Annotated in this window: 24 protein-coding genes; 12 read left to right on the top strand and 12 right to left on the bottom strand. The window is 62.1% G+C overall.

All coding sequences use genetic code 11. From position 1 onward, the window contains the following. Positions 1-121: 121 nt before the first annotated feature. From AC5SSZ_RS19055 to AC5SSZ_RS19045, 3 genes are all read right to left on the bottom strand, one after another. Entirely contained in the window at positions 122-1,144 is a 1,023-nt protein-coding gene (locus tag AC5SSZ_RS19055; protein WP_274827580.1) for a hypothetical protein, read from the bottom strand. A gap of 20 nt (positions 1,145-1,164) precedes the next feature. Then, positions 1,165-1,635 carry a transcription elongation factor GreA gene (greA, locus tag AC5SSZ_RS19050; protein ID WP_065272478.1) on the bottom strand — a complete coding sequence of 157 codons (471 nt, stop codon included), beginning with the start codon at positions 1,633-1,635 and terminating at the stop codon, positions 1,165-1,167. 340 nt (positions 1,636-1,975) lie between these two features. After that, the gene (locus tag AC5SSZ_RS19045) at positions 1,976-2,356 is read right to left on the bottom strand and encodes a VOC family protein (protein ID WP_274837542.1); all 381 of its coding nucleotides are present in this window, start codon (positions 2,354-2,356) and stop codon (positions 1,976-1,978) included. A 95-nt stretch (positions 2,357-2,451) separates the two neighbouring features. On the opposite strand from AC5SSZ_RS19045, the gene soxR reads away from it, so the two are divergent. The 4 genes from soxR to AC5SSZ_RS19025 all read left to right on the top strand — a co-directional run bounded on the left by soxR (position 2,452) and on the right by AC5SSZ_RS19025 (position 7,473). Next, complete coding sequence (gene soxR, locus AC5SSZ_RS19040; protein ID WP_065272480.1) at positions 2,452-2,919, top strand: redox-sensitive transcriptional activator SoxR; 468 nt, start codon at positions 2,452-2,454, stop codon at positions 2,917-2,919. Between the two features lie 174 nt (positions 2,920-3,093). Continuing rightward, positions 3,094-4,743, top strand: coding sequence for an electron transfer flavoprotein-ubiquinone oxidoreductase (locus tag AC5SSZ_RS19035; protein ID WP_495439426.1), 1,650 nt, complete (start codon positions 3,094-3,096; stop codon positions 4,741-4,743). Between the two features lie 161 nt (positions 4,744-4,904). After that, the gene (locus AC5SSZ_RS19030; RefSeq protein ID WP_495439425.1) at positions 4,905-6,644 is read left to right on the top strand and encodes a tetratricopeptide repeat protein; all 1,740 of its coding nucleotides are present in this window, start codon (positions 4,905-4,907) and stop codon (positions 6,642-6,644) included. Beyond that, positions 6,634-7,473 carry a 4-(cytidine 5'-diphospho)-2-C-methyl-D-erythritol kinase gene (locus AC5SSZ_RS19025; RefSeq protein WP_495439424.1) on the top strand — a complete coding sequence of 280 codons (840 nt, stop codon included), beginning with the start codon at positions 6,634-6,636 and terminating at the stop codon, positions 7,471-7,473. Before AC5SSZ_RS19030 ends, AC5SSZ_RS19025 begins: the two co-directional genes overlap by 11 nt. A gap of 268 nt (positions 7,474-7,741) precedes the next feature. On the opposite strand, the gene AC5SSZ_RS19020 is transcribed toward AC5SSZ_RS19025, so the two are convergent. Further along, positions 7,742-8,740 (bottom strand): polyprenyl synthetase family protein, encoded by a 999-nt coding sequence (locus tag AC5SSZ_RS19020; RefSeq protein WP_274834634.1) that lies wholly within the window; start codon positions 8,738-8,740, stop codon positions 7,742-7,744. 57 nt (positions 8,741-8,797) lie between these two features. Here AC5SSZ_RS19020 and AC5SSZ_RS19015 point away from each other — a divergent pair, with 57 nt between their 5' ends. From AC5SSZ_RS19015 to AC5SSZ_RS19005, 3 genes are all read left to right on the top strand, one after another. Continuing rightward, complete coding sequence (locus tag AC5SSZ_RS19015) at positions 8,798-9,013, top strand: putative signal transducing protein (protein ID WP_065272484.1); 216 nt, start codon at positions 8,798-8,800, stop codon at positions 9,011-9,013. Beyond that, the gene (locus AC5SSZ_RS19010; RefSeq protein ID WP_495439421.1) at positions 9,010-9,792 is read left to right on the top strand and encodes a tRNA1(Val) (adenine(37)-N6)-methyltransferase; all 783 of its coding nucleotides are present in this window, start codon (positions 9,010-9,012) and stop codon (positions 9,790-9,792) included. The genes AC5SSZ_RS19015 and AC5SSZ_RS19010 overlap by 4 nt, the downstream gene beginning before the upstream one ends. A gap of 322 nt (positions 9,793-10,114) precedes the next feature. Beyond that, positions 10,115-10,294: a YdcH family protein gene (locus tag AC5SSZ_RS19005; RefSeq protein WP_065272486.1), complete on the top strand. Its 180-nt coding sequence runs from the start codon at positions 10,115-10,117 to the stop codon at positions 10,292-10,294. 162 nt (positions 10,295-10,456) lie between these two features. On the opposite strand, the gene AC5SSZ_RS19000 is transcribed toward AC5SSZ_RS19005, so the two are convergent. Continuing rightward, the gene (locus tag AC5SSZ_RS19000; RefSeq protein WP_495440331.1) at positions 10,457-11,404 is read right to left on the bottom strand and encodes a transcriptional regulator GcvA; all 948 of its coding nucleotides are present in this window, start codon (positions 11,402-11,404) and stop codon (positions 10,457-10,459) included. Between the two features lie 115 nt (positions 11,405-11,519). Here AC5SSZ_RS19000 and AC5SSZ_RS18995 point away from each other — a divergent pair, with 115 nt between their 5' ends. Beyond that, positions 11,520-11,666 carry a hypothetical protein gene (locus tag AC5SSZ_RS18995; RefSeq protein ID WP_495439419.1) on the top strand — a complete coding sequence of 49 codons (147 nt, stop codon included), beginning with the start codon at positions 11,520-11,522 and terminating at the stop codon, positions 11,664-11,666. A 79-nt stretch (positions 11,667-11,745) separates the two neighbouring features. On the opposite strand, the gene phbB is transcribed toward AC5SSZ_RS18995, so the two are convergent. The 6 genes from phbB to AC5SSZ_RS18965 all read right to left on the bottom strand — a co-directional run bounded on the left by phbB (position 11,746) and on the right by AC5SSZ_RS18965 (position 17,126). Continuing rightward, complete coding sequence (phbB, locus tag AC5SSZ_RS18990) at positions 11,746-12,468, bottom strand: acetoacetyl-CoA reductase (RefSeq protein ID WP_274827588.1); 723 nt, start codon at positions 12,466-12,468, stop codon at positions 11,746-11,748. A gap of 190 nt (positions 12,469-12,658) precedes the next feature. Further along, positions 12,659-13,834, bottom strand: a complete 1,176-nt coding sequence (locus AC5SSZ_RS18985) for an acetyl-CoA C-acetyltransferase (protein ID WP_065272489.1) — start codon at positions 13,832-13,834, stop codon at positions 12,659-12,661. A gap of 290 nt (positions 13,835-14,124) precedes the next feature. Further along, entirely contained in the window at positions 14,125-14,964 is an 840-nt protein-coding gene (locus tag AC5SSZ_RS18980; RefSeq protein ID WP_065272490.1) for an EAL domain-containing protein, read from the bottom strand. A 141-nt stretch (positions 14,965-15,105) separates the two neighbouring features. Beyond that, a complete protein-coding gene (locus tag AC5SSZ_RS18975; protein WP_495439417.1) occupies positions 15,106-16,053 on the bottom strand; it encodes a sterol desaturase family protein in 948 nt (315 codons plus the stop codon). 13 nt (positions 16,054-16,066) lie between these two features. Beyond that, positions 16,067-16,453, bottom strand: a complete 387-nt coding sequence (locus tag AC5SSZ_RS18970) for a hypothetical protein (protein ID WP_274834630.1) — start codon at positions 16,451-16,453, stop codon at positions 16,067-16,069. A 109-nt stretch (positions 16,454-16,562) separates the two neighbouring features. Further along, positions 16,563-17,126: a TlpA disulfide reductase family protein gene (locus tag AC5SSZ_RS18965; protein ID WP_197492318.1), complete on the bottom strand. Its 564-nt coding sequence runs from the start codon at positions 17,124-17,126 to the stop codon at positions 16,563-16,565. A gap of 20 nt (positions 17,127-17,146) precedes the next feature. Here AC5SSZ_RS18965 and argH point away from each other — a divergent pair, with 20 nt between their 5' ends. Further along, positions 17,147-18,541 (top strand): argininosuccinate lyase, encoded by a 1,395-nt coding sequence (argH, locus tag AC5SSZ_RS18960; RefSeq protein WP_274827589.1) that lies wholly within the window; start codon positions 17,147-17,149, stop codon positions 18,539-18,541. Between the two features lie 99 nt (positions 18,542-18,640). Beyond that, entirely contained in the window at positions 18,641-18,817 is a 177-nt protein-coding gene (locus AC5SSZ_RS18955; protein ID WP_495439414.1) for a hypothetical protein, read from the top strand. Positions 18,818-18,985: 168 nt separating this feature from the next. Here AC5SSZ_RS18955 and AC5SSZ_RS18950 read toward each other — a convergent pair whose 3' ends face one another. Beyond that, positions 18,986-19,879, bottom strand: a complete 894-nt coding sequence (locus AC5SSZ_RS18950) for an SDR family oxidoreductase (protein WP_495439413.1) — start codon at positions 19,877-19,879, stop codon at positions 18,986-18,988. A gap of 141 nt (positions 19,880-20,020) precedes the next feature. On the opposite strand from AC5SSZ_RS18950, the gene AC5SSZ_RS18945 reads away from it, so the two are divergent. Continuing rightward, on the top strand, positions 20,021-20,608 hold the full coding sequence (locus tag AC5SSZ_RS18945) for a TetR/AcrR family transcriptional regulator (protein ID WP_495439411.1): 588 nt from the start codon (positions 20,021-20,023) through the stop codon (positions 20,606-20,608). 74 nt (positions 20,609-20,682) lie between these two features. Further along, positions 20,683-21,948, top strand: a complete 1,266-nt coding sequence (gene lysA, locus AC5SSZ_RS18940; protein WP_495439409.1) for a diaminopimelate decarboxylase — start codon at positions 20,683-20,685, stop codon at positions 21,946-21,948. The last annotated feature ends 4 nt before the right edge of the window (positions 21,949-21,952 follow it).

Raw genomic sequence — 21,952 nt, 5'->3', positions numbered from 1 at the left:
CGGTTGGGCCGGGCGCCCTGCGGTGCAGGGCGCGGGATGGTGGCAACCGCGCCGTACCCCGCGCGGGTGTCCCCTTGCCGAAAGCTGTAAAGACGGGAGCTGTGCGCCCGCCCGCTGAGGATCAGTCGAAAGTGCCCGCGACGCGGCCCACCAGCATGAAGGCGCGCGCGGTGCGGGTGTCGCCAAGAGCGGAGATTTCGCTGTCGTTGGCTTCGGTCTCAAATTCGGTGAACATCTGGTCGAACCGGCGCAAGAAGTGATGCGCGGCATCGCGGAAGATCGGATCCTGTTTCATCCGTGCGGCTGTCAGGGCCAGCGATGTCCGGTCCCGCACCCCGCCAAGCGCCGCCACGGCGCGACCGCGGGCGCCCTGGGCGAACTGGCGCCAGATTTCGGGGCGTGCCATATCCGGGCGCAGATCGTCCATATAGATGCCGTCTTGGCTGAGCAGGGTCAGAACGTCCTGCGCCGCCTGGATCACCTGCGAGGCCTTGCGGTCCTTGAGCGCGGCGCGCAGGGCCGAGAAGCCTTCTTCGTCCTCGGCGGTTTCCGGGAAATTGAGCGCGCGGATGAACTGGTCCACCGGCAGCGGCGGCGACATGTCCTCAGAGGAGGTGCCAAGGGCCAGCGTACCCTGATCCGCTGCCGCCATTTGCGCGGCCTCGGCAGGGATCGCCGGGCGCGGCGGGTTGCGGCGGCTGCTCTGGAAAGTGGCCAGTGCGCTTTCGGTCTTGCGCGTCGCCTCGGCGATTTCCTCGAGCTTCTTGGTGACCGAAGGCTCCGCCACCGCCGTGGCCTGCTGGGCGTGGGTCAGGTAGCTGTGCCGCAGACCGTCGATGGCCGATTGCAGGCGCAGGGTTTCCTCGCGCATGATCCGGATCGACCGCAGCACCATCGCGCCGCCCCAGAGCAGGATCACCGGCAGGCAGACGGCCAGCGCCGTCTGCACCCAGCCGGTCCAGCCATCGGCACCGTCCGTTTCAGCAGGAGCCAGAAGGTAGGCCGCCAGAACCGCCAAGAGCCAGATGCAGCCCAGCACGATCGCCCCCATCTCGGCGCCGCCCAATCCCGTGGCCGAGGGGCGCTCGAACGTGCCGAGCGGCTGGTTATGGGCGGTCTTTGAGGCGGGATCCGGTGCGGTCATGGCGGATGGGTTCTGTCTTGTCAGGAATAAACGATTTGCAAAATCTCATAGGCGCGCTCCCCGCCGGGGGTGCGTACCTCCACACTGTCGCCTTCTTCCTTGCCGATCAAGGCCCGGGCAATCGGTGATTTGATGTTCAGCAGGCCCGCTTCGATATTGGCCTCGTGTTCGCCGACGATCTGCCAAGTCTTTTCCTCGTCGGTGTCTTCATCCACCACGGTGACCTTGGCGCCGAATTTCACAGACCCTGACAGTTTCGCCGGATCGATCACATCGGCGAGGCTCAGAATGCCTTCAAGTTCCTTAATGCGGCCTTCGATGAAGGACTGTTTTTCGCGCGCCGAATGGTATTCGGCATTCTCCGACAGATCGCCAAGCTCGCGGGCTTCGGCGATGGCCTGGATGATGGCCGGGCGCTCGACGGATTTCAGGTTTTTGAGTTCCGCTTCGAGGGCCTGAAAGCCCGTCGGCGTCATCGGGATCTTTTCCATGGTCTGCTCCGCTTTCGTCTGGTCGTGCCGTGCATGTGCTACGGGTCTTTTGAACGTGACAGCCCCGCCGCAGGTGCGACGGGGCATTTATTCGTGTTGGCATTTACCTGACCCAATCGCGGGGCCAAATGCAAGGGGGACCTGCGGCCACGGGCAGAGTTTTGCTGCAGGGACCGGGACTTGCTGCGGGATTTATCGCCGCTTGATATGTCGCGGTGGCAGCGGGTCCGGCACTGGCAGATGCGCTTCGATGCGCCAGAACTGTGCCTCGGCCTGATCGCCGTGGAACCGCGTGCTGTGCCTGCCCCGGGGCCGCCTGTGTGCGTCGAGACCCAACAGCTCAATCATATTGAACAAGCTCATATTCCACCCCCTCTCCATCCAGGAAATAGAACCGTCGTCCGGGTTCGTAATCGGCGTGGTTCATCGGCGTGAAGCCGACCTCCCGAACCGCCTCCTCGGTGCGGTCCAGATCCTCGACGATCAGCGCCAGATGGTTGAGCGTTCCCTTGTTGGCATAGCGGGGCAGCGGATCACCCAGGTCTTCCGGTGGCGTATAAAGCGCAAGATAGCTGTCCTTGCTGCCGACGTGGACCGAAAGGCCGCCGTGGATTGCCGGACCCTGCCAGCGGATGCGCCAGCCAAAGACCTTTTCCATCCAGGCGGCGGTGGCATGGGGATCGCTGACGCAGAGGTTCGCGTGTTCAAGAATGGCGGTCATTTCGAATCTCCTTTGATAATCTCTGCATCCTGTGTAATTTCTAAACCTAACTTTAGATCAAGGTATTTTTCATCACGTCAGGGAAGGGATCCGACATGGCAAAATCCGCAGGTGTTTCGATTGGCTATCTGGCAGAGCGCACCGGGCTGGCGGTCTCTGCCATCCGGTATTACGAGGCGCAGGGTCTGGTAGAGCCCTGGCGCAATGCGGGCGGGCAGCGGCGGTTCCTGCGCTCGGATCTCAGGCGGCTCAGCTTCATCATGATCGCGCAGCAGTTCGGGTTTTCCCTGCCGGAGATCCGCGAGTACCTGAAAAAACTGCCGGGCGGGCGCACCCCGACGCAAGAGGATTGGGCGGCGATTTCCTCGGACTTCCGCGATCATCTGGATCAGCGAATCGAGACGCTTATGAAGCTGCGTGATAACCTTGATGGCTGTATCGGATGCGGCTGCCTGTCCTTGCCGAGATGCGCGCTATATAATCCGCAGGACAAGGCGGGAGAGAAGGGCACCGGCCCGCGCTATCTGATGGGGGACAGCCCAGAGGTTGAAAATGACGGATGAGCGTCGGAAATGAGTATGTTTTATACGGAAAAGCCCGTTCTGCTGGAACGTAACGCAGAGTATGGATTGACCTTTGTAATCCCCAAACGCTAAGCAACCGCGAAAGAAAATTGCGCCCAGGACCATCTGTCCGATGGGGACAGAAACGAACGATAGCCAAGGAGCACATCATCTATGGCCAAGATTGAACGCGAAGCGATGGAATATGACGTTGTGATCGTCGGGGCCGGCCCTGCGGGTCTGTCGGCGGCGATCCGTCTGAAGCAGCTGGACAGCGACCTTGAGGTCGTGGTGCTGGAAAAAGGCTCCGAAGTGGGCGCGCATATCCTGTCGGGCGCGGTTCTGGATCCCTGCGGTCTTGATGCGCTGATCCCCGACTGGAAGGAAAAGGGCGCGCCGCTCAACACGCCGGTCAAGGAAGACAACTTCTACATGATGGGCGAGTCGGGCGAGGTGCGGATCCCCAACTTCCCGATGCCGCCGCTGATGAACAACCACGGCAACTACATCGTCTCCATGGGCAATGTCTGCCGCTGGATGGCTGAACAGGCCGAGGAACTGGGCGTCGAGATTTTCCCGGGCATGGCCTGCTCCGAGCTGATCTACGGCGACAACGGCGAAGTCAAAGGCGTGGTCGCAGGTGTCTTCGGTCTGGAGGCCGACGGCTCTTACGGTCCCAACACTGAGCCGGGCATGGAGCTGCACGGCAAATATGTCTTCCTCGGCGAAGGCGTACGTGGCTCGCTGTCCAAGGAAGTGATCGCCAAATACGGCCTGTCCGATGGCAAGGAGCCGCAGAAATACGGCGTCGGCATGAAAGAGATCTGGGAGATCGACCCGGCCAAACACAAGGAAGGCACCGTCACCCACACCATGGGCTGGCCGCTGAATTCCAACGCTGGCGGTGGCTCCTTTATCTATCACCTGGAAAACAACCAGGTTTACGTGGGCTTCGTGGTGCACCTGAACTACAAGAACCCCTACCTGTTCCCCTACATGGAATTCCAGCGGTTCAAGCACCACCCGATGGTCGCCGAGCTGCTGGAAGGCGGCAAGCGCGTTGCCTATGGCGCCCGCGCCATCACCGAAGGCGGCTGGCAGTCGATGCCGAAGCTTGTGGCACCCGGTGTGGCGCTGCTGGGTTGCGCCGCAGGCATGGTCAACGTGCCGCGCATCAAGGGCAACCACAACGCCATGCTGTCGGGCAAGGCCGCAGCCGAAGCCGCATATGACGCCATCAAGGCCGAGCGTTCCGGTGACGAGCTGTCCGCCTATGAGACAGACGTGCGCGAAGGCGCTATCGGCAAGGACCTCAAGATGGTCCGCAACGTCAAACCGATGTGGTCGAAGTGGGGTCTCACTGCCTCGCTGATGCTGGGTGGTCTGGATATGTGGACCAACAACATCCTTGGCCTGTCCTTCTTTGGCACCCTTGGTCACGGCAAGAACGACGCCGAAGCCACCGAAGAAGCCAGCAAGCACAAGCCGATTGATTACCCGAAACCCGATGGCACCCTGTCCTTTGACCGGCTGACCAACGTCTCCTTCGCGATGACCAATCACGAGGAAAGCCAGCCTTGCCACCTGCACCTTGGCAATGCGGATACGCCGATCTCTGTCAACCTGCCGAAATACGACGAACCGGCGCAGCGCTATTGCCCGGCCGGCGTCTACGAGGTGGTCGAAAAGGACGGCAAGCCGGAGTTCGTGGTGAACTTCCAGAACTGCGTGCACTGCAAGACTTGTGACATCAAGGACCCGAGCCAGAACATCACCTGGACCACGCCGCAGGGCGGTGACGGGCCGAACTATCCCAATATGTGATCCGGTTTGGGCAGATTTGCCCGCAGCCGGGCGGATTTCCTCCGGTTTTGCCGGAAATAACGCAAAAGTGGGGCGCCTTCCGAGGCGCCCCATTGCGTGTTGTCAGCGCCCGGATTACCCTTTTTCACAATCACGAATACATACCCTTGGGGGAGGTCCCGGTGCCGGTTCAAAATCTTCGCAACCTGTCATCCGCGGCGCTGGTTGCGCTGTCTGTTTCGGTCACATCCACGCTGGGCCTTGCGGCGCCAGCTGCAGCCAACGGATTGGCGGGGGCTTACCTCGCTGGTCGTGCCGCCACCTATGAGAGTGATTTCTCGGCAGCTGCCGAATATTACACCCGCGCTCTGGTCCGCGATCCGAAGAACCCCGTGTTGATGGAAAATGTGGTCTTTGCCCAGCTGGCGCAGGGCGATCTGGATCGCGCACTGCCGGTGGCACAGCGCCTGTGGGAGATGGAGCTGCGCAGCCAGGCGACGAATATGGTCATGGTGGGCGATTTCGCCCGCCGCGGCGCCTTTGTCGACATTCTGGCGCGGGATCTGGCGATCCGCGATATTCACCCGCTGGTGGATGGGTTGCTGACAGCCTGGGCGCATATGGGCGAAGGGGCTGTCTCCGCCGCGATGCAGAGTTTCGAAGCCCTTGCCGAAGACCAGAACCTGCGCCCCTACGCGCAGTTTCATCAGGCGCTGGCGCTGGCCTCGGTCGGGGACTACGAGGGCGCAGAGGCGATGTTCGCCGCCGAGGATGGCAAGCTGACCCGCCTGTCGCGCCAATCGGTTCTGGCGCGGATGCAGATCCTGTCGCAGCTAGGGCAGAACGAAAAGGCGCTTGAGGTGCTGAGCGGGGCTTTCAGCAGCGGCTTTGATCCGGCGCTTGCGGATTTGCGGGGCCGACTTGAGGCAGGCGAGGCGCTTGGCTTTGCCATGGCGCCCGGCCCGGTCGAAGGGATCGCCGAAGTCTTTTTCACCATGGGATCGGCGCTGAATGGGCAGCAGGCGGATGACTATGTGCTGATGTATGCCCGCATGGCCTCGGTCCTGAACCCGGATCACGTCGATGCGGTTCTGCTAAGCGCGGAGCTCTTGGACAAGCTGGGCCGCTTCCCGCTGTCGATCGCCACCTATAAACAGGTGCCGCGCAGCCATCCCGATTATTATGCCGCTGAAATGGGCCGCGCCGAGGCGCTGCGCCGCTCGGCCAAACCGGACGCCGCAGCCGAGGTATTGGCGCAACTGGCAGAGATCTATCCTGAACTGCCACAGGTTCAGGTCAGCCTGGGCGACCTGCTGCGACAGCAGGAAGACTACACTGGCGCCGTGACCGCCTATGACAAGGCGCTGACCTACACGCCCGAGCAATCACCGAGCCGCTGGTTCCTTTATTATGCCCGCGGCATCTGCCACGAAAGGCTGGATAACTGGGCCGAGGCCGAGGCCGATTTCCGTGCCTCTCTGGCGCTGGAGCCGAACCGTCCGCAGGTGCTGAATTACCTTGGCTACTCGCTGGTGGAAAAGCAGAAGAACCTGGATGAGGCGCTCGACATGATCGAGCGTGCCGTCGCGGCACGTCCCGAGTCGGGCTATATCGTCGATTCGCTGGGCTGGGTGCTGTATCGCCTGGGCCGGTATAGCGAGGCGGTGGGCCATATGGAGCGCGCGGTGGAGCTGATGCCGGTGGATCCGGTGGTGAATGACCATCTTGGCGATGTCTTCTGGGCCGTGGGCCGCCAGCGCGAGGCCGAATTCCAGTGGAAACGAGCGCTGTCCTTCATCCACTCTGGCGAAGGCGATGGTGAAGCCGATCCCGAACGGATCCGCCGTAAGATCGAGGTCGGTCTGGATGTGGTGCTGGAAGAAGAAGGCGCGGATCCCCTGAAGGTTGCCAATGGCGGTTGAGGCTTTCGCCCCGGCCAAGATCAACCTGACCCTGCATGTGACCGGCCAGCGCGCCGATGGTTATCACCTGCTGGATTCGCTGGTGGCGTTTTGCGATGTCGGGGATCAGGTGCGGGTGCGCCCGGCTGAGGATCTGTCCCTGCATGTGACTGGGCCACGGGCGGCTGGCGTGCCCACGGACGGTTCCAACCTTGTGTTGCGGGCGGCAGAGGTTTTGAAACCTGCCGGGCAGGGCGCCGAGATTACGCTGGAAAAACACCTGCCTGCAGCGGCTGGCATTGGTGGCGGCTCTTCGGATGCGGCGGCAACGCTGCGGGCGTTGGCGCAGCTTTGGGATGTGGAGCTGCCCGGCGAAGCGGATTTGTTAAGCCTCGGCGCAGATGTGCCCGTCTGCATGGCGCCGGGAGCCTGGCGCATGGCCGGGATTGGCGAGGACCTGACGCCGCTGCCACCCTTGCCGTCCTGCGATATCCTGCTGGTGAATCCTGGTGTGGCGGTCTCGACCCCGGTGGTGTTCCGCGGGTTGGCCTCGCGCGAGAATCCGGCCATGCCGCAGGACCTGCCGGGCTGGGGCGATGCGCTGGAGCTGTCGGCATGGCTGGCGCGGCAGCGTAACGATCTGCAGGCCCCAGCCGTGGCCGCTGCGCCGGTGATCGGAGAGGTTCTGGACGCGCTGCGTGCCTCGGGGGCGTTGTTTTCGGCCATGTCCGGCTCTGGCGCCACCTGTTTTGCGCTGTTCGAACCTGACGAGGGGCAGGCGCAAAGCACGGCAGAGGATATTCGTGCGAAACACCCTGACTGGTGGGTGGCTTCGGGGCGCTTGCTCTAGGTGCGGGGGGCCTCCCGCGCCTGTATCGCCGCATCAAAGATGCAGCAAACAGCCTTGGGCCCGGCAGCGCGCCTGCGGCGCGCCGTTTTCCAGATCTGCTGAGAGGCGCCTGAAGCGCAGGTCTGCGCTGCAGGCGCCACATCGAGTGTGGAGTTCCAAAACCCGCCTCAAGGGCAAGCCGCGCGAGGCGCGGAGGCTGACGCCTCCCTTGACCCGGACTTTGGAAGAAAGGGGCTGACATGCCCGCTTTGGCGGGTTGCTCCGGCGGTTAGTGCAGCCGTGCCACCACGTAATCGGCGAGATCATGCAGCATCTGGCGGATCGGGTGCTCCGGCAGGCTTTGCAGCGCGGTCTTGGCCTTTTCGGCCCAGGCCATGGCGTCGTCGCGGGTGGCCTCCAGCGTCTTGTACTTGCCCATCAGCGCCAGAGCGTGGTCGAGATCGCCCTCTTCCTGGCGGCCCTTTTCGATGGTGCGGGTCCAGAAGGCGCGTTCCTCATCGGTGGCCTGCGCCACTGCCTTGATCACCGGCAGGGTCAGCTTGCGTTCGCGGAAATCGTCGCCGACGTTCTTGCCAGTTGCCTTGCTGTCGCCCTGATAATCCAGAAGGTCATCGGCGATCTGGAAAGCGATGCCCAGGGCATCACCGTAATCGAACAGCGCCTTGATCTGCGCTTCCTCCACCCCGGCGATGACGCCACCGACCTCGGTTGCGGCGGAGAACAGCGCTGCCGTCTTGCCGCGCACCACCTGCAGGTAGATCGCTTCGTCGGTTTTGAGGTCGGTTGCTGCGGTCATCTGCAGCACCTCGCCCTCGGCGATGGTGGCGGCAGCATTGGCGAGGATGTCCAGCACCCGCAAAGAGCCGGTTTCCACCATCAACTGGAAGCTGCGGGCAAAGAGGTAATCGCCGACCAGAACCGAGCTTTTGTTGTCCCACAAGAGGTTGGCGGTGGGACGGCCGCGGCGCTGGCCGCTTTCGTCGACCACATCGTCGTGCAGCAGGGTAGCGGTGTGGATGAACTCCACTGTGGCCGCCAGTTTGACGTGATTGTCGCCCTCGTAGCCACACATGCGCGCCGCCGCCAGGGTCAGCATCGGGCGCAGGCGCTTGCCGCCAGCCTCGACCAGATGGGCGGTTACCTCGGGGATCCGGGGCGCGTGCTCGGAGGCCATCCGCGTGCGGATCAGCGTGTTTACCGCCGCCATCTCGTCGCTGAGGGTGGCTGCCAGCATTTCATGCGGCTTTTGCGTCATGACTTGGTCCATTGCTTTCCCGGCTTTCAGGCTCGACAAGGTATTGCCCTTGCTCTTAGATCCATCCCCATGAAGGAACTTCTGCGCAGCACCGATCCAACCGTCCTGGCCTTTGCCTCAGCCCTTCTTGAGGGAGAGGATATAGACTGCTTTCAGTTGGACGTAAATATGAGCATCCTCGAGGGCGGCATCGGAATTTTCCCGCGCCGTTTAATGGTGCATCCGGATGATTATGACCCGGCTTTGCGGGTGATGCGCGACAATGACATCCCGCTGGGCCAATGAGCAATTTTGCCGACGCGGATCTGACCTGTAACGAGTTCCTGGGCGGCCGGGTGCGGCTGTATCAGCCCGTCAAAGGCTACCGTGCCGGGGTTGATCCTGTGTTGTTGGCGGCCGCTGTTCCGGCGCGGGCGGGGGAGCATGTGCTGGAGCTCGGCTGCGGTGCGGGGCAGGCGCTGCTGTGTCTTGCGGCACGGGTGCCGGGGCTGCGCCTTACGGGCGTGGAGTTGCAGGCCGCCTATGCCGACCTGGCGCGGCGCAACGGCGCGCTGAACGGGCAGGATGTCGATGTGATCAAGGCGGATCTGGCGCAGCTGCCGGTGTCTTTGCGCCAGACGCAGTTCGCCCATGTGATTGCCAATCCGCCCTACTACCGGGCAGGGGGGCACAGCCCGGCGCAGGATGCCGGGCGGCGGGTTGCCCTCGGAGAAGAGACACCGCTGCAGGACTGGATCGCCGTTGCCGCCAAACGGCTGGCGCCGCGTGGATACCTGCACATGATCCAGCGCGCGGACCGGTTGCCGGATATGCTGGTGGCCTGTGCCGGGAGGCTGGGGTCGCTGGAGGTGCTGCCGCTGGCGCCGCGACAGGGGCGGGCGGCAGAGCTGGTGATCCTGCGCGCGCGCAAGGAGGGGCGGGCGGAGTTCCGGCTGCACGCGCCGCTGATCCTGCACAAGGGCGCGCGGCACGAGCGGGACGGCGAAAGCTATCAGGAAGAGGTGGCCGATGTGCTGCGGCAGGGTGCGGCCCTGCCCTGGCCCGGGGAAAAGCGGCCCGCCTGAGCAGCCAATCCTCTATCGCGGCGAGTCGATCGCCAAGGCGGTGACGTGGTATCGGGGACTGCCATCAGAGCGTCGCCGGCGCCTGTCTGACCGGATGCTCATATGGGTAGGACCCTTGCGTCTTTCAAGCGTTACATAGTCGTTTTACCGTGGCTTTGCGCCTTTATTGCAAGGCCGAGCGGCGGTTTTTGGCAGTCTTCAGCCGATGCAACAAATTGATGACAAAACTGTGCGCCTGCAGCGTGACAGAAGCATTTTCTTATGCTCCACTTGAGGTGTCCTGCTGACGCAGGGCGTATTTTGCTCAAAAAGGAGGAACGGCATGAGCCTCAGCTCGCATCTCACGGAACTGAAGAAGAAGCACGAGCACCTCAGCATGGAAGTCGAACAGGCCCAACGTGCACCCAGTACCGACGGTCTGGAAGTCGCTGCCATGAAAAAGCAGAAACTGAAGCTCAAGGAAGAGATTGAGCGATTGTCCGCAAGCGAACTGGCGCACTGACGCGCGAGCAACTCGGGCGCAGCCGCAAACCGGAGCAAAACCGGCACGGGCGGCGCGCCCACGATATGTCTGATGAAATTGGGCTGCCAGATCTGGTGGCCCTTTTGCTTTTGAAAGGGGCTGTCCGGGCGAACCGCGTGCGAGTGGTCAGGAATGTTGCATTCAGGGGTGGGCGATATCGGTGACCGGGATGATATCGAACCGCTCAGACACATAGGATGTCTTGTCGATCTCACCCATGAACCAGTCGCGGAACGCCTTGATCTGGGGGCGATCCTCGGTGCCCTTGGCGCAGACAAAGCGAAACCGTCCTTCGGTTTCAATCGCAGTCGCGAAAGGGGCCACCAGACGCCCGGCGTGCAGATCGGTCACCACCATGGCGCGGCGGCCAAGCACGACGCCCGCCCCGGTCAGGGCGGCATCCACCGCATGGTCGGCCTGCGAGAAATGCGCGCCATGCGTGGGGGCAAAATCGATTCCGACAGCGGCGAACCATGCTGGCCAGTCGCAGGGCGGCTGCAGGAAGTTCAGGGATTCGTCGAACAGAAGCGGCGCCTCGGTCAGGCTTTCGGGGGTTTTGTATTTCTCTGCCAGTTCCGGCGTCATCACCGGTGTCATCCATTCCTTGCGCAGGGGCAGGGACCAAAGGCCCTCGTCCGGGCCGACGCCAAACCGGATTGCCACATCTACCTCGTCGCGCTGGAAATCCATCTGTCTGAGCGTCGCGGAAAAGCGCAGGTCGATTTCGGGATGGGCGCGGGCGAATTCATAAAGACGCGGCGCCAGCCATTTGGCGGTAAAGCCGGGGCCAGCGGTCACCGTCAGTGTGCTGTTGTCCTGCAGCCGCCGGGTGGCGCGCCAGGCATCGCCAAGAATCTCGAAACCCTCGGCGGCGCCTGGGGCCAGCGTGCGTCCGGCCTCGGTCAGCTCCACCGCACGGTTGAGCCGACGGAACAGCTGCGCGCCGAGGTGCTCCTCGAGCGATTTGATCTGAAAAGACAGCGCCGCCGGGGTCACGTTCAGCTCCTCTGCCGCCTTGGCAAAGGACATGTGGCGGGCGGCGGCATCAAAAGCGCGCAGAGCGGTCAGGGGGGGCAGGCGTTCTGGCATAGTCACATAAGTAATACTTAACTGAATGACTGAAAAGTCTCGTTTGTAAGTTTTTTCACCCGCAATCATATTGGTGTCAGGTTAATGATGCTGATCCGAAACGGAGGTTTGCGAGATGGAATATACAGTCAACGCCGATATCAAACTGGCCATGCAGCGTGCACATGAAGAACGCGGCAAGGTGCTGAAATCCTTCTGGGCGCGCCTGTTCCGCCGTGGCAAGCCTTCGCTGGTCAGCACAAGGGTTTCCCGCTGGGCATAGTGCACATGTCCTTACGGGATTGAAAAAGGGCCGGTCCATCAGGACCGGCCCTTGTTGTTTTTACCATTGCGCACTCGGATCAGACGAAGAACTGACCGCCGTTGGCGGAAATGGTCGACCCGTTGATGAAGCCTGCGTCGTCAGAGGCCAGGAAGGTCACGCAGCGGGCGATTTCCTCGGGCTCGCCCAGGCGGCCGGTCGGGATCTGTGCGATGATCGAATCACGCACCTTTTCCGGCACGGCCATCACCATTTCAGTGGCGATATAGCCGGGGCAGATCGCGTTGGCGGTGATGCCTGCGCGGGCGCCTTCCTGCGCCAGGGATTTGACGATGCCCAGATCGCCTGCCTTGGTGGCAGCATAGTTTACCTGAGCGAACTGACCTTTCTGACCGTTGATCGAGGAGATCACGATGATACGGCCGAACTTGCGCTCGCGCATGCCGGGCCAGATCGGGTGAATGGTGTTGAAGACGCCGGTCAGGTTGGTGTCGATCACCTGGTGCCACTGCTCGGGCGTCATCTTGTGGAAGGGGGCATCGCGGGTGATCCCAGCGTTTGCCACCACGACGTCAATGGGACCCAGATCGGCTTCGACCTTTTCGATACCGGCCTTGCTTTCCTCGTAGTCGCCCACGTTCCACTTGTAGGTCTTGATGCCGGTTTCCTCGGTGAATTTGGCCGCGGCTTCGTCATTGCCGGCATAGGTGGCTGCGACGTCATAGCCTTCGGCCTTCAGAGCCTTGGAAATTGCTGCGCCGATGCCGCGGGAGCCGCCTGTGACGAGTGCAGTTCGTGCCATTGAGTTGTCCTCCAGTGATTCATTTACTTGGTAATCTTGCTACATGCAGAGGTTAGTTTGAGCAACAATATTGCGCAACGGATTTTGCTGCGCCGCCGCATAAATTGTCGCACCCCTGACAAACCTTTGAAGCCTAAAAGAAAAGGGCGCCAGCATGGCGCCCTTAGATATGTCCGGTTACGAGGCCACGTTACGGGCGCTCCACGCACATGGCGACGCCCATACCGCCACCGATGCAAAGCGTGGCGAGGCCTTTCTTGGCACCGCGCCGCTTCATTTCAAACAGCAGCGTGTTCAGAACCCGGCAGCCCGAGGCGCCGATGGGGTGGCCGATGGCGATGGCGCCACCGTTGACGTTGACGATGCTGGGATCCCAGCCCATTTCCTTGTTCACGGCGCAGGCCTGCGCGGCAAAGGCTTCGTTGGCCTCAACCAGATCCAGATCCGAGGCGCTCCAGCCTGCCTTCTCCAGCGCCTTGCGGGAGGCGTGGATCGGGCCGACGCCCATGATCGAGGGATCGACGCCAGCGGTGGCATAAGAGGCGATGCGGGCCAGCGGCTCGATACCGCGTTTCTCGGCTTCATCGGCGCTCATCAGCAGGGTGGCCGCAGCACCGTCGTTCAGCCCGGAGGCGTTGGCAGCGGTGACCGATCCGTCCTTGGTGAAGGCGGGGCGCAGTTTCTGCATGGCTTCGATGGTGGCGCCGTGACGGATGTATTCGTCGCTGTCCACCACGATGTCGCCCTTGCGGGTTTTCACGGTGAAGGGGGTGATTTCATCAACGAACTTGCCCGCCTTCTGGGCGGCTTCGGCCTTGTTCTGGCTGCCGACGGCGAATTCGTCCTGCTGATCGCGGGAGATCTGCCACTGTTCGGCGACGTTTTCAGCGGTCTGGCCCATGTGGTAGCCGTTGAAGGCATCCCACAGACCGTCACGGATCATGGTGTCGATATACTTCATGTCGCCCATCTTGTGACCGGCGCGCAGATTTGCGGCGTGGGGCGACAGGGTCATGCTTTCCTGGCCGCCGGCGCAGACGATGGCGGCATCGCCCAACTGGATGTGCTGTGCGCCGAGGGCCACGGCGCGCAGACCGGAGCCGCAGACCTGGTTGATGCCCCAGGCGGCGCTTTCGATGGGCAAGCCGGCATTGATATGGGCCTGACGGGCCGGGTTCTGGCCCTGAGCGGCGGTCAGAACCTGACCGAGAATGGTTTCAGAGATCTCGCTTTTGTCGACGCCGGCGCGGGCAACAACGGCCTCCAGAACAGCGGCACCCAGATCATGGGCGGGCGTATTGGCGAACGAGCCGCCAAAACTGCCGACGGCGGTCCGTGCGGCGGATGCGATTACAACATTGGTCATTGATATGGGTCCTCTGCCATCAATTAACTCCGGAGATGTTGCACCCGCGCGGTCGGTGGTGAAATCAAAACCCCGCGATGGCAAACACGTCCTCCCGTACTCCGGGGCAGGCATAGCGTATTGCTGCACCTGCAGCAATCGACAGGGTGTCCCAGCGGCTGACGGGAAGTCAACCGGCATAAACGCAAAAAACCACCGGTGACGGTGGCTCTTTTTTGGGGGTCATACGGCCAGATGCACAGAAGGCTCTGAAACAAGGAGGCTATTTCCGAGCGCTGCAGTGCAGCGGATCAGGCGCGGCTGCGTTCCTTCAGTTCCTCCAGCCAGGGCGGGCTGACCGTCGGGGCGCCGAACAGGAAGCCCTGCATGCAGTCGACGCCGATGGAAACAAGGTATTGCGCATCGGCTTCGGATTCCACCGACTCGGCCACCACCAGCATGTCGAACTGCTTGGCAATGCCGACCAGAGCGCAGGTCACGGCCTGATTGTCCGGATTGCCGCTGATGCCGCGGATGAACTGACCGTCGATCTTGACCGCGTCAAAGAAGAATTCGCGAAAGTGAGCGATGGCCGTGGTGCCGGCCCCGAAGTTATCCAGCGCAAAGGCGATGCCGTGTTTCTGCAGCCGCTCCATGAAGTCGATGACCAGCTCTGGCGCGGCCATGGCCGAGGCTTCGGTGATTTCCAGAACCAGACGTTCGCCAATGGTGGAATCTTTCTTCAGGAAGCGGTTCAGCACGTCCATCCAGCGGCCGTAGCCGATGGAGCGCGCCGACATGTTCACGGACAGGCGGATCTGGGGCGATTTCATCAGCGCCCGCAGCCCGTGCTGCAGCGCCAGACAGTCCAGTGCTCGGCCGATTTCCTTTTCCTCGACCACATGCATGAAGTCACGGGCAGGAATCACCCGGCCGGTGGCATCCAGAACCCGGATGTAACCCTCATAAAAGGCGGTCTGATGCGGGGGCATGGCCTGCATGACCGGCTGGAAGGCCAGCATCGTCTGGTCATGCTTCACCGCCTCGGCAACCATATCCAATGTGGACCGGTCGCGGGATACTACCGCTGCGTTCAGTGGGTTTTCTGAGCCTTCTGGCAGGTCCGCTTTTTTCCAGCGACTGTGTTTCACTGTTTTGCCCCCTGGCTATACCTGTGCCTGATCATGTGCATGGAAACTATGCGTTGCTTTGCACTCTCGGACAAAAGGGTGAACCATGGATTAAAGTTAAAACTTTAGGAAAAGTCGCATCTGATGTCGCGGCCCGGTCTGTCAGGTCGGGTCGGCTGGTTGTTCAAATCCCGGCGTGCCGCGGTCCTCCGGGTTGCGGGCCAGGTATTTCGCCTTGATGGTTTCGCTGGTGTCGCGGCTACCATCGTGGCTGTAGCCGGGCGGCGCCAGCGCATAAAGCAGCCTTTGTTTCAGGGTCAGGCCGGGCTGGGTCATGTCACGGAAAATCCCCACCCATTCGTGAAAGGCGACCCGTAGCGGATTGAAGGTGCCGATGTTGTGGACAAGGCCGTAATCGACGCGGTCGTTCTCCTGTTCAGGAACGAAGGTGCCGAACACCCGGTCCCAGATGATGAAGACGCCGGCATAATTACAGTCCAGATAGCGCGGGTTGCGGCCATGGTGGGCGCGGTGGTGGCTAGGGGTGTTCATCACCGCCTCGAACCAGCGGGGCATCTTGCCAATCGCTTCGGTGTGGATCCAGAACTGGTAGATCAGGTTGAGGCCACCGACGAACAGTACCAGCGCCGGGTGGAATCCCAGCAGCACCAGCGGCGCGCGCACCACCATCATGAAGGTGAAGGTGCCGGTCCAGGTCTGCCGCAGCGCGGTGGTCAGGTTGTAATGCTGGCTGGAGTGATGGTTCACATGGCTGGCCCAGACCCAGCGTACCCGGTGGCCGAACCGGTGCACCCAGTAATAGCGCAGATCATCCAGCACGAAACAGACCAGCACCGCCCAGATCGACGTCCCCATATCAAGCGGCGTGAGCCGCCACAGAACCATGAAGAACGCCCAGGCGATGAAACCCAGCAGGATCCCTGCCGCGACGCTGCCCGCCCCCATGATCAGCGAGGTCAGCGCATCGCGGGTTTCATACCGCCCGCCCCGGCCTTTGATCGCGATCCACAGGAACTCGGCCAGGATCGTCGCGATGAAAAACGGCACCGCGTATTGGGTCACATCGGGGTAAGAGATTGGATCGCTCATCGGCGGGGTTCCTTCAGGACGGGATCATCATCTGTTGCCAGTCTTCGCGTTCGTGCGGCGCAAGAGAGAGCGAGACGCCCGGCGTGCCAAAATCGTGGAACTCCAGCCTGAGGCCGGTTCCGGTTTCAAAGACATCAAAATCAATAAGATGGCGCGCCACGGTGTCGGCGCCAAAGGCCCAGAGAAGGCCGGTTCCGCCTTCGGTCTGAACCAGCGCGGCGTGGCCGTTTTCGGCGATCAGCACCTGGTGGATCACATCATCGGGGAAATGGCGATGCCACTCGGCGCGGGCGTCCTCGACCGACAGCACCGTCTGCGCCGAGCGGCCCGACAGATGCAGGATCGCGGCGACCGCGCTGACGCCGCCGATAACCATGATCAGCAGGATCTCTAGTGGCATATGCTCCTCCCTGATCCCTACATTGGCGGACCGGGAAGGAGCCTGTCAAAGGTCGCGTGAGGTCAAGCCGTGATCGGGGCGCGGCCGGACCCGTTGCGGGATGCGCAGATCAATGCGTTGCAATCATCTCTTTGATGATCGCCTTGGCGCTGTCGCTGTTCCATTCCGCATCGCCCAGAAGGCGGGCAACCTCTTCGCCTTCGCGGTTGATCAGAACGGTAATGGGCAGGCCGATCACTGCCATGTTGCGGGCCAGTGCCTGTTTCGGATCGGTGTGGCGGGGCAGGCCGGTGATGCCGTTTTCCTCGAAGAACTTGACGATACCGGCGGGGGAATTGCGCCCGGTGGCGATGGTCAGAACCTCGAAGTCCTCGCCGCCGAACTCTTCCTGCAACTCGGCGATTTGCGGCATTTCCTTGCGGCAGGGGGCACACCAGGTCGCCCAGAAGTTCAGCAGAACGATCTTGCCCTGATAATCGGTCAGCGTGGCGGTGCCGCCATCGTTTTCCAGAAAGAACTCCGCGTCAGAGACGGGGCGCGGCTCGGAATGGACGACCAGCCGTTTCAGACTGTCGGCGCGCAGCGCCTCCAGCGTCGCGACATCTGCGGCGAAGGCGGCATTTGCACCCAAGGCAAGGGCCATATAAAGGGTGAGGTGACGAAACAGACGCATGTTATCTCCGGGGTTCAGCCATGACAGATCAATCCTCAAACCAGATGTGGGGCGGCCGCTTTGCCGCTGGCCCTGACGCGATCATGGAGGCAATTAATGCCTCAATCGGGTTTGACAAGCGTATGGCAGCCCAGGACATCGCAGGCTCAAGAGCCCATGCCGCCATGCTGGCCGCGACAGGCGTCATTACGGATAACGACGCCGAGGCCATTCGGGAAGGGCTACTCACGGTCTTGTCAGAGATCGAAAGCGGCAGCTTCCAGTTCTCTACCGCGCTGGAAGACATCCATATGAACGTCGAAGCGCGCCTGAAAGAGGTGATCGGAGAGCCCGCCGGGCGTCTGCACACCGGCCGGTCGCGCAATGATCAGGTGGCGACCGATTTCAAACTCTGGGTGCGCGATCAGTTCGACGCTGCCGAAAAGGGCCTGCTGGCGCTGATCAAGGCGCTGGTCGATCAGGCCGAGGCTGGCGCCGACTGGGTGATGCCCGGCTTTACCCACCTGCAGACCGCGCAGCCGGTAACCTGGGGCCATCACATGATGGCCTATGTGGAAATGTTCGGCCGTGATCTGTCCCGCGTGCGTGATGCCCGCGCCCGGATGAACGAATCGCCCCTGGGTGCGGCGGCGCTGGCTGGCACCTCCTTCCCCATCGACCGTGACATGACCGCATCGGCGCTGGGCTTTGACCGTCCTGCGGCAAACTCGCTCGATGCCGTGTCGGATCGCGATTTCGCGCTGGAGTTCCTGAGCACCGCATCGATCTGCGCCGTGCACCTCAGCCGTTTTGCCGAAGAGCTGGTGATCTGGTCCTCGGCCCAGTTCCGCTTCGTGACGCTTTCGGATCGCTTCTCCACCGGCTCCTCGATCATGCCGCAGAAGAAGAACCCGGATGCGGCCGAACTGATCCGCGCCAAGGTGGGCCGGATCTTCGGCGCCAATACCGCGCTGATGATGGTGATGAAGGGCCTGCCGCTGGCCTATTCCAAGGATATGCAGGAAGACAAGGAGCAGGTCTTTGATGCAGCCGACAACTGGATGCTGGCGCTGGCTGCGATGGAAGGCATGGTCAAGGATATGACTGGCAACCGCGAGTCGCTGGCTGCCGCCGCAGGTTCGGGTTTCTCCACCGCCACCGATCTGGCCGACTGGATGGTGCGGGTTCTGAAGGTGCCCTTCCGCGATGCCCACCATGTCACCGGCGCCTTGGTCGCGATGGCCGAGGGCCGTGGTTGCGATCTGCCTGACCTCAGTCTTGAGGACATGCAGGGCGTGCACGAAGGCATCACCGAGGATATCTTCACCGTTCTGGGAGTCGAAAACTCGGTCAACTCGCGCATGTCCTATGGCGGCACAGCGCCCGCGCAGGTGCGCGCGCAGGTGAAGCGCTGGAAAGAGATCCTGGCGGGCTAAGCAGCCATTCGCCGAGATCCTGTGGCGGGGGCGCTTGTGATTGGCCAGCGCCCCGCCCATATTGAATGAATACCCACCCGAGCCGAGGGCTTCTCTCCGATGCGCGTTCTTGTTGTTCTTTTCGTTGCAGCCATAACGCTTGCGGCCTGCGGCGTGGATGGAGAACCGGTGCGCCCCACGCTGAATGCCGGGGTTGGGGTCTCTACCAGCGGTGTCCATGCCGGGGGCAGCGTTGGCGTGCAGCAGGGACCGTTCAGCCTTCTTCTGGGCTTCTGATGCCTTCGCGCGCGGCCTGCGCCGTCCTCTGGCTGCCGGTCGTGGTCGCTTTGGCGGGATGTGAGCCGTCGGCCTCTGAACGCACTGCGGGTACCGCAAGCGGTAGCTCTGCGTCTCAGACACCCGGGTCGGGTGTGACAGTTTCGGGGTACGCCCGGGTTGGCGTTTCTATCGGGAACTGAACGCCGAAACCTTTGTCCCGGCACGATTTGAACAAATCCCAGCATAGTGATCGCCCAGCGACCGGCTGCCATATTGCGGTCCGATGGCGTCCTGCTGGCAGGAGGTCAGGAAAAACTCGAACGGCCCCCAGACGTGACGCGGGGTGCAACGTTTCATCACTGATAGGGTTGCATGGCCCAGCCACAGCGGCAGGTGGGTGATCCGGGCGGGTTTACCGAGGGCGTCAAAGGCCAGTTCTGCGATCTGATCGAGGCTCAGCACCTCGGGGCCGCCGATCTCCACATCCGCCTCCCCGGCTTCGATGGCATCAAGAATGGCACAGGACAGATCGCGGGCATGAATCGGATTGATCCGCACCGATCCGTCACCGATCAGCCAGACCCGGCCCTTTTTCGCCATCGACAGGATCTCTTCCATATCGGCAAAGAACCCGTTGGGGCGGATGACGCACGCCTGCAGCGGGGCGGTTTGCAGCACGCCGACGAACCGCGATTTGGCCGCCACCAGATCAGAGGTGGGGGTGCCCCGGGTCAGCACATGCACATAGGCAAACTGACCGACCCCGGCGTTCACCGCCTCTTTCAGCAGGTTGAGGTTGGCCTGATAATCCACATCCAGATAGGTCACACGGTCGGTCTGCCGGGTCAGCCCCAAGGCCGAGACAACGAGTTCCACCCCATCCATAAGTCCGCTGAGGCTGGCCGGGTCGGTGGCCTCTGCGGTGACGATTTCAACACCTCGGGGAAACCCGGACGTATCCGAGCCGGACCGGACCAGTGCCCGCACGGAGTAGCCCCGGGCCGACAGTTGCGCCACCAGATGGCGCCCCAGATGGCCAGTTGCACCGGCGACAAATGCAATCTTCTGATTTTCACTCATTGACACTAATCCATTTTTGACCAATTGGTCAGATATAGCGCGCTATCTAGGGGCCGCATGACTGACCCGCAAGTCATTTATATGCCGGGATAGGTCAACCCCGCTATGCATTCCGTGCAATCAGGCCCAAAAGGAACGGCAATGCCGAAGATCGTCGACAAGGATAAAATGAGGGCTGAGATCCTCGAGGCGGCGATGATGTGTTTTGCGCGCACGGGCTATCAGGCCACCAAAATGACCGATATTGCTAGGGCCGCAGGCGTGGCCAAGGGCACGCTCTATCTGTATTGCGACGGCAAGGATGACCTCATCCTGAGCTTGATCGGGCAATACTTCGACGGGCTGAGGGGCCAGATCACCCTGCTGCCCGCCCCGCAGACGCTTGAGCTTTATCTGGATGGCCTGCGCCAGACGGTGATCCTGGCGCAGCGTGATATGACATCGCTGATCTTTGAAGTGCTGGGACCGGGGTTCAAGGATTCCCGTGCCGTAGAGATCATCGACGGGTTTTTCGATTGGCTGGCCCGGCACTGGGCAGAACATTTCGCAGACCTTGCCGAAGCGCAGGAAATCCGCGCCGACTGCGATCCGATGGCGCTGGCGCGGGCGGTGATCGCGATGCTGGACGGGGTTTTCCTGCATCTGAGCCTGTTCGATGCGGGGTCCAAGATCGCCACCCTGCGGCGCGAGACCGCCTTTACCATGATCGCATCGGGGCTGCGGGGATAAACGCGCAGTGGACAGCGCTGTAGCAGGACAAATTCCATTGATCCGGCGGCCTCTTTTGGTCTAATCGCCAAGACATGGATCATTTTCTTTACCGCGATGGCGCGCTCTGCGCCGAGGACGTTCCGGTGGCTGAAATCGCCGCCGCCGTAGGCACGCCGTTCTATGTCTATTCCACCGCGACGCTGCTCAGGCATTTCCGCCTGTTCGACGAGGCGCTGGAAGGCACCGAGCATCTGGTCTGTTTTGCGATGAAGGCGGCCAGCAACCAGGCCATCCTGCAGACGCTGGCGCAGGCGGGCGCGGGCATGGATGTGGTCAGTCAGGGCGAATACCTGCGGGCCAAGGCGGCTGGTGTGCCGGGCGACAAGATCGTCTTTTCCGGCGTTGGCAAAACGGCCGAGGAAATCCGCTGCGCCCTGTCCGGTGGCATCCGCCAGTTCAACGTGGAATCCGAGCCCGAGATGGAGGTGATCAACGCGGTTGCGCTGGAACTGGGCACCCGTGCGCCGATCACCATCCGCATCAACCCCGATGTCGATGCGAAGACCCACGCCAAGATCGCCACCGGAAAATCCGAGAACAAATTCGGCATCCCGATTTCCCGCGCCAGCGAGGTCTACGCCCATGCCGCCAGCCTGCCGGGGCTGGAGGTGATCGGGATCGACGTGCATATCGGCTCGCAACTGACCGAGCTGGCTCCGTTCGAGGCCGCCTATCAGAAGGTTGCGGAGCTGACCGAGACCTTGCGCGCCGAAGGTCATGACATCCGCCGCCTCGATCTGGGGGGTGGGCTTGGCATTCCCTATACCCGCTCGAACGAGGCGCCGCCGCTGCCGGTGGAGTATGGCGCCCTGATCAAGCGTACGCTGGGCCACCTCGGCTGCGAGATCGAGATCGAACCGGGTCGCCTGATCGCGGGCAATGCCGGGCTGATGGTCAGCAAGGTAATTTATGTGAAATCCGGCGAGGGCCGTGATTTCCTGATCATCGATGGAGCCATGAACGATCTGATCCGCCCCGCCATGTACGAGGCGCATCACGATATCGTGCCGGTGATCGAACCGGAGCCGGGCGTCGAGAGCCAGCCTTATGATATCGTCGGGCCGGTCTGCGAATCCGGCGATACCTTTGCCAAGCAGCGCGATATGCCGCCGCTGGCTGCCGGGGATCTGATCGCCTTCCGCAGCGCCGGAGCCTATGGCGCGGTGATGTCGAGCGAATACAACTCGCGCCCTCTGATCCCCGAGGTACTGGTGCATGGGGATCAATTCGCGGCTATTCGCCGACGTCCGACCTTTGACGAAATGATAAACCGCGATACCATTCCGGAATGGCTCTGATCGC

The organism is Phaeobacter sp. CC-HEC084 (assembly GCF_059429255.1).
The sequence above is the reverse complement of the archived record's forward strand: the minus strand, read 5'-3'. Positions and strand labels throughout refer to the sequence as shown.

What these genes read in the sequence shown, in the direction of transcription:
- AC5SSZ_RS19000 (WP_495440331.1), bottom strand. Translation starts at nt 11,404, where the DNA reads ATGCCAGAACGCCTGCCCCCCCTGACCGCTCTGCGCGCTTTTGATGCC.
- greA (WP_065272478.1), bottom strand. Translation starts at nt 1,635, where the DNA reads ATGGAAAAGATCCCGATGACGCCGACGGGCTTTCAGGCCCTCGAAGCG.
- phbB (WP_274827588.1), bottom strand. Translation starts at nt 12,468, where the DNA reads ATGGCACGAACTGCACTCGTCACAGGCGGCTCCCGCGGCATCGGCGCA.
- lysA (WP_495439409.1), top strand. Translation starts at nt 20,683, where the DNA reads ATGGATCATTTTCTTTACCGCGATGGCGCGCTCTGCGCCGAGGACGTT.
- AC5SSZ_RS18975 (WP_495439417.1), bottom strand. Translation starts at nt 16,053, where the DNA reads ATGAGCGATCCAATCTCTTACCCCGATGTGACCCAATACGCGGTGCCG.
- AC5SSZ_RS19025 (WP_495439424.1), top strand. Translation starts at nt 6,634, where the DNA reads ATGGCGGTTGAGGCTTTCGCCCCGGCCAAGATCAACCTGACCCTGCAT.
- AC5SSZ_RS19045 (WP_274837542.1), bottom strand. Translation starts at nt 2,356, where the DNA reads ATGACCGCCATTCTTGAACACGCGAACCTCTGCGTCAGCGATCCCCAT.
- AC5SSZ_RS19015 (WP_065272484.1), top strand. Translation starts at nt 8,798, where the DNA reads ATGAAGGAACTTCTGCGCAGCACCGATCCAACCGTCCTGGCCTTTGCC.
- AC5SSZ_RS18955 (WP_495439414.1), top strand. Translation starts at nt 18,641, where the DNA reads ATGCGCGTTCTTGTTGTTCTTTTCGTTGCAGCCATAACGCTTGCGGCC.
- AC5SSZ_RS18965 (WP_197492318.1), bottom strand. Translation starts at nt 17,126, where the DNA reads ATGCGTCTGTTTCGTCACCTCACCCTTTATATGGCCCTTGCCTTGGGT.
- argH (WP_274827589.1), top strand. Translation starts at nt 17,147, where the DNA reads ATGACAGATCAATCCTCAAACCAGATGTGGGGCGGCCGCTTTGCCGCT.
- AC5SSZ_RS19010 (WP_495439421.1), top strand. Translation starts at nt 9,010, where the DNA reads ATGAGCAATTTTGCCGACGCGGATCTGACCTGTAACGAGTTCCTGGGC.
- AC5SSZ_RS18985 (WP_065272489.1), bottom strand. Translation starts at nt 13,834, where the DNA reads ATGACCAATGTTGTAATCGCATCCGCCGCACGGACCGCCGTCGGCAGT.
- AC5SSZ_RS19035 (WP_495439426.1), top strand. Translation starts at nt 3,094, where the DNA reads ATGGCCAAGATTGAACGCGAAGCGATGGAATATGACGTTGTGATCGTC.
- AC5SSZ_RS18950 (WP_495439413.1), bottom strand. Translation starts at nt 19,879, where the DNA reads ATGAGTGAAAATCAGAAGATTGCATTTGTCGCCGGTGCAACTGGCCAT.
- AC5SSZ_RS19020 (WP_274834634.1), bottom strand. Translation starts at nt 8,740, where the DNA reads ATGGACCAAGTCATGACGCAAAAGCCGCATGAAATGCTGGCAGCCACC.
- soxR (WP_065272480.1), top strand. Translation starts at nt 2,452, where the DNA reads ATGGCAAAATCCGCAGGTGTTTCGATTGGCTATCTGGCAGAGCGCACC.
- AC5SSZ_RS19005 (WP_065272486.1), top strand. Translation starts at nt 10,115, where the DNA reads ATGAGCCTCAGCTCGCATCTCACGGAACTGAAGAAGAAGCACGAGCAC.
- AC5SSZ_RS18970 (WP_274834630.1), bottom strand. Translation starts at nt 16,453, where the DNA reads ATGCCACTAGAGATCCTGCTGATCATGGTTATCGGCGGCGTCAGCGCG.
- AC5SSZ_RS19055 (WP_274827580.1), bottom strand. Translation starts at nt 1,144, where the DNA reads ATGACCGCACCGGATCCCGCCTCAAAGACCGCCCATAACCAGCCGCTC.
- AC5SSZ_RS18995 (WP_495439419.1), top strand. Translation starts at nt 11,520, where the DNA reads ATGGAATATACAGTCAACGCCGATATCAAACTGGCCATGCAGCGTGCA.
- AC5SSZ_RS18945 (WP_495439411.1), top strand. Translation starts at nt 20,021, where the DNA reads ATGCCGAAGATCGTCGACAAGGATAAAATGAGGGCTGAGATCCTCGAG.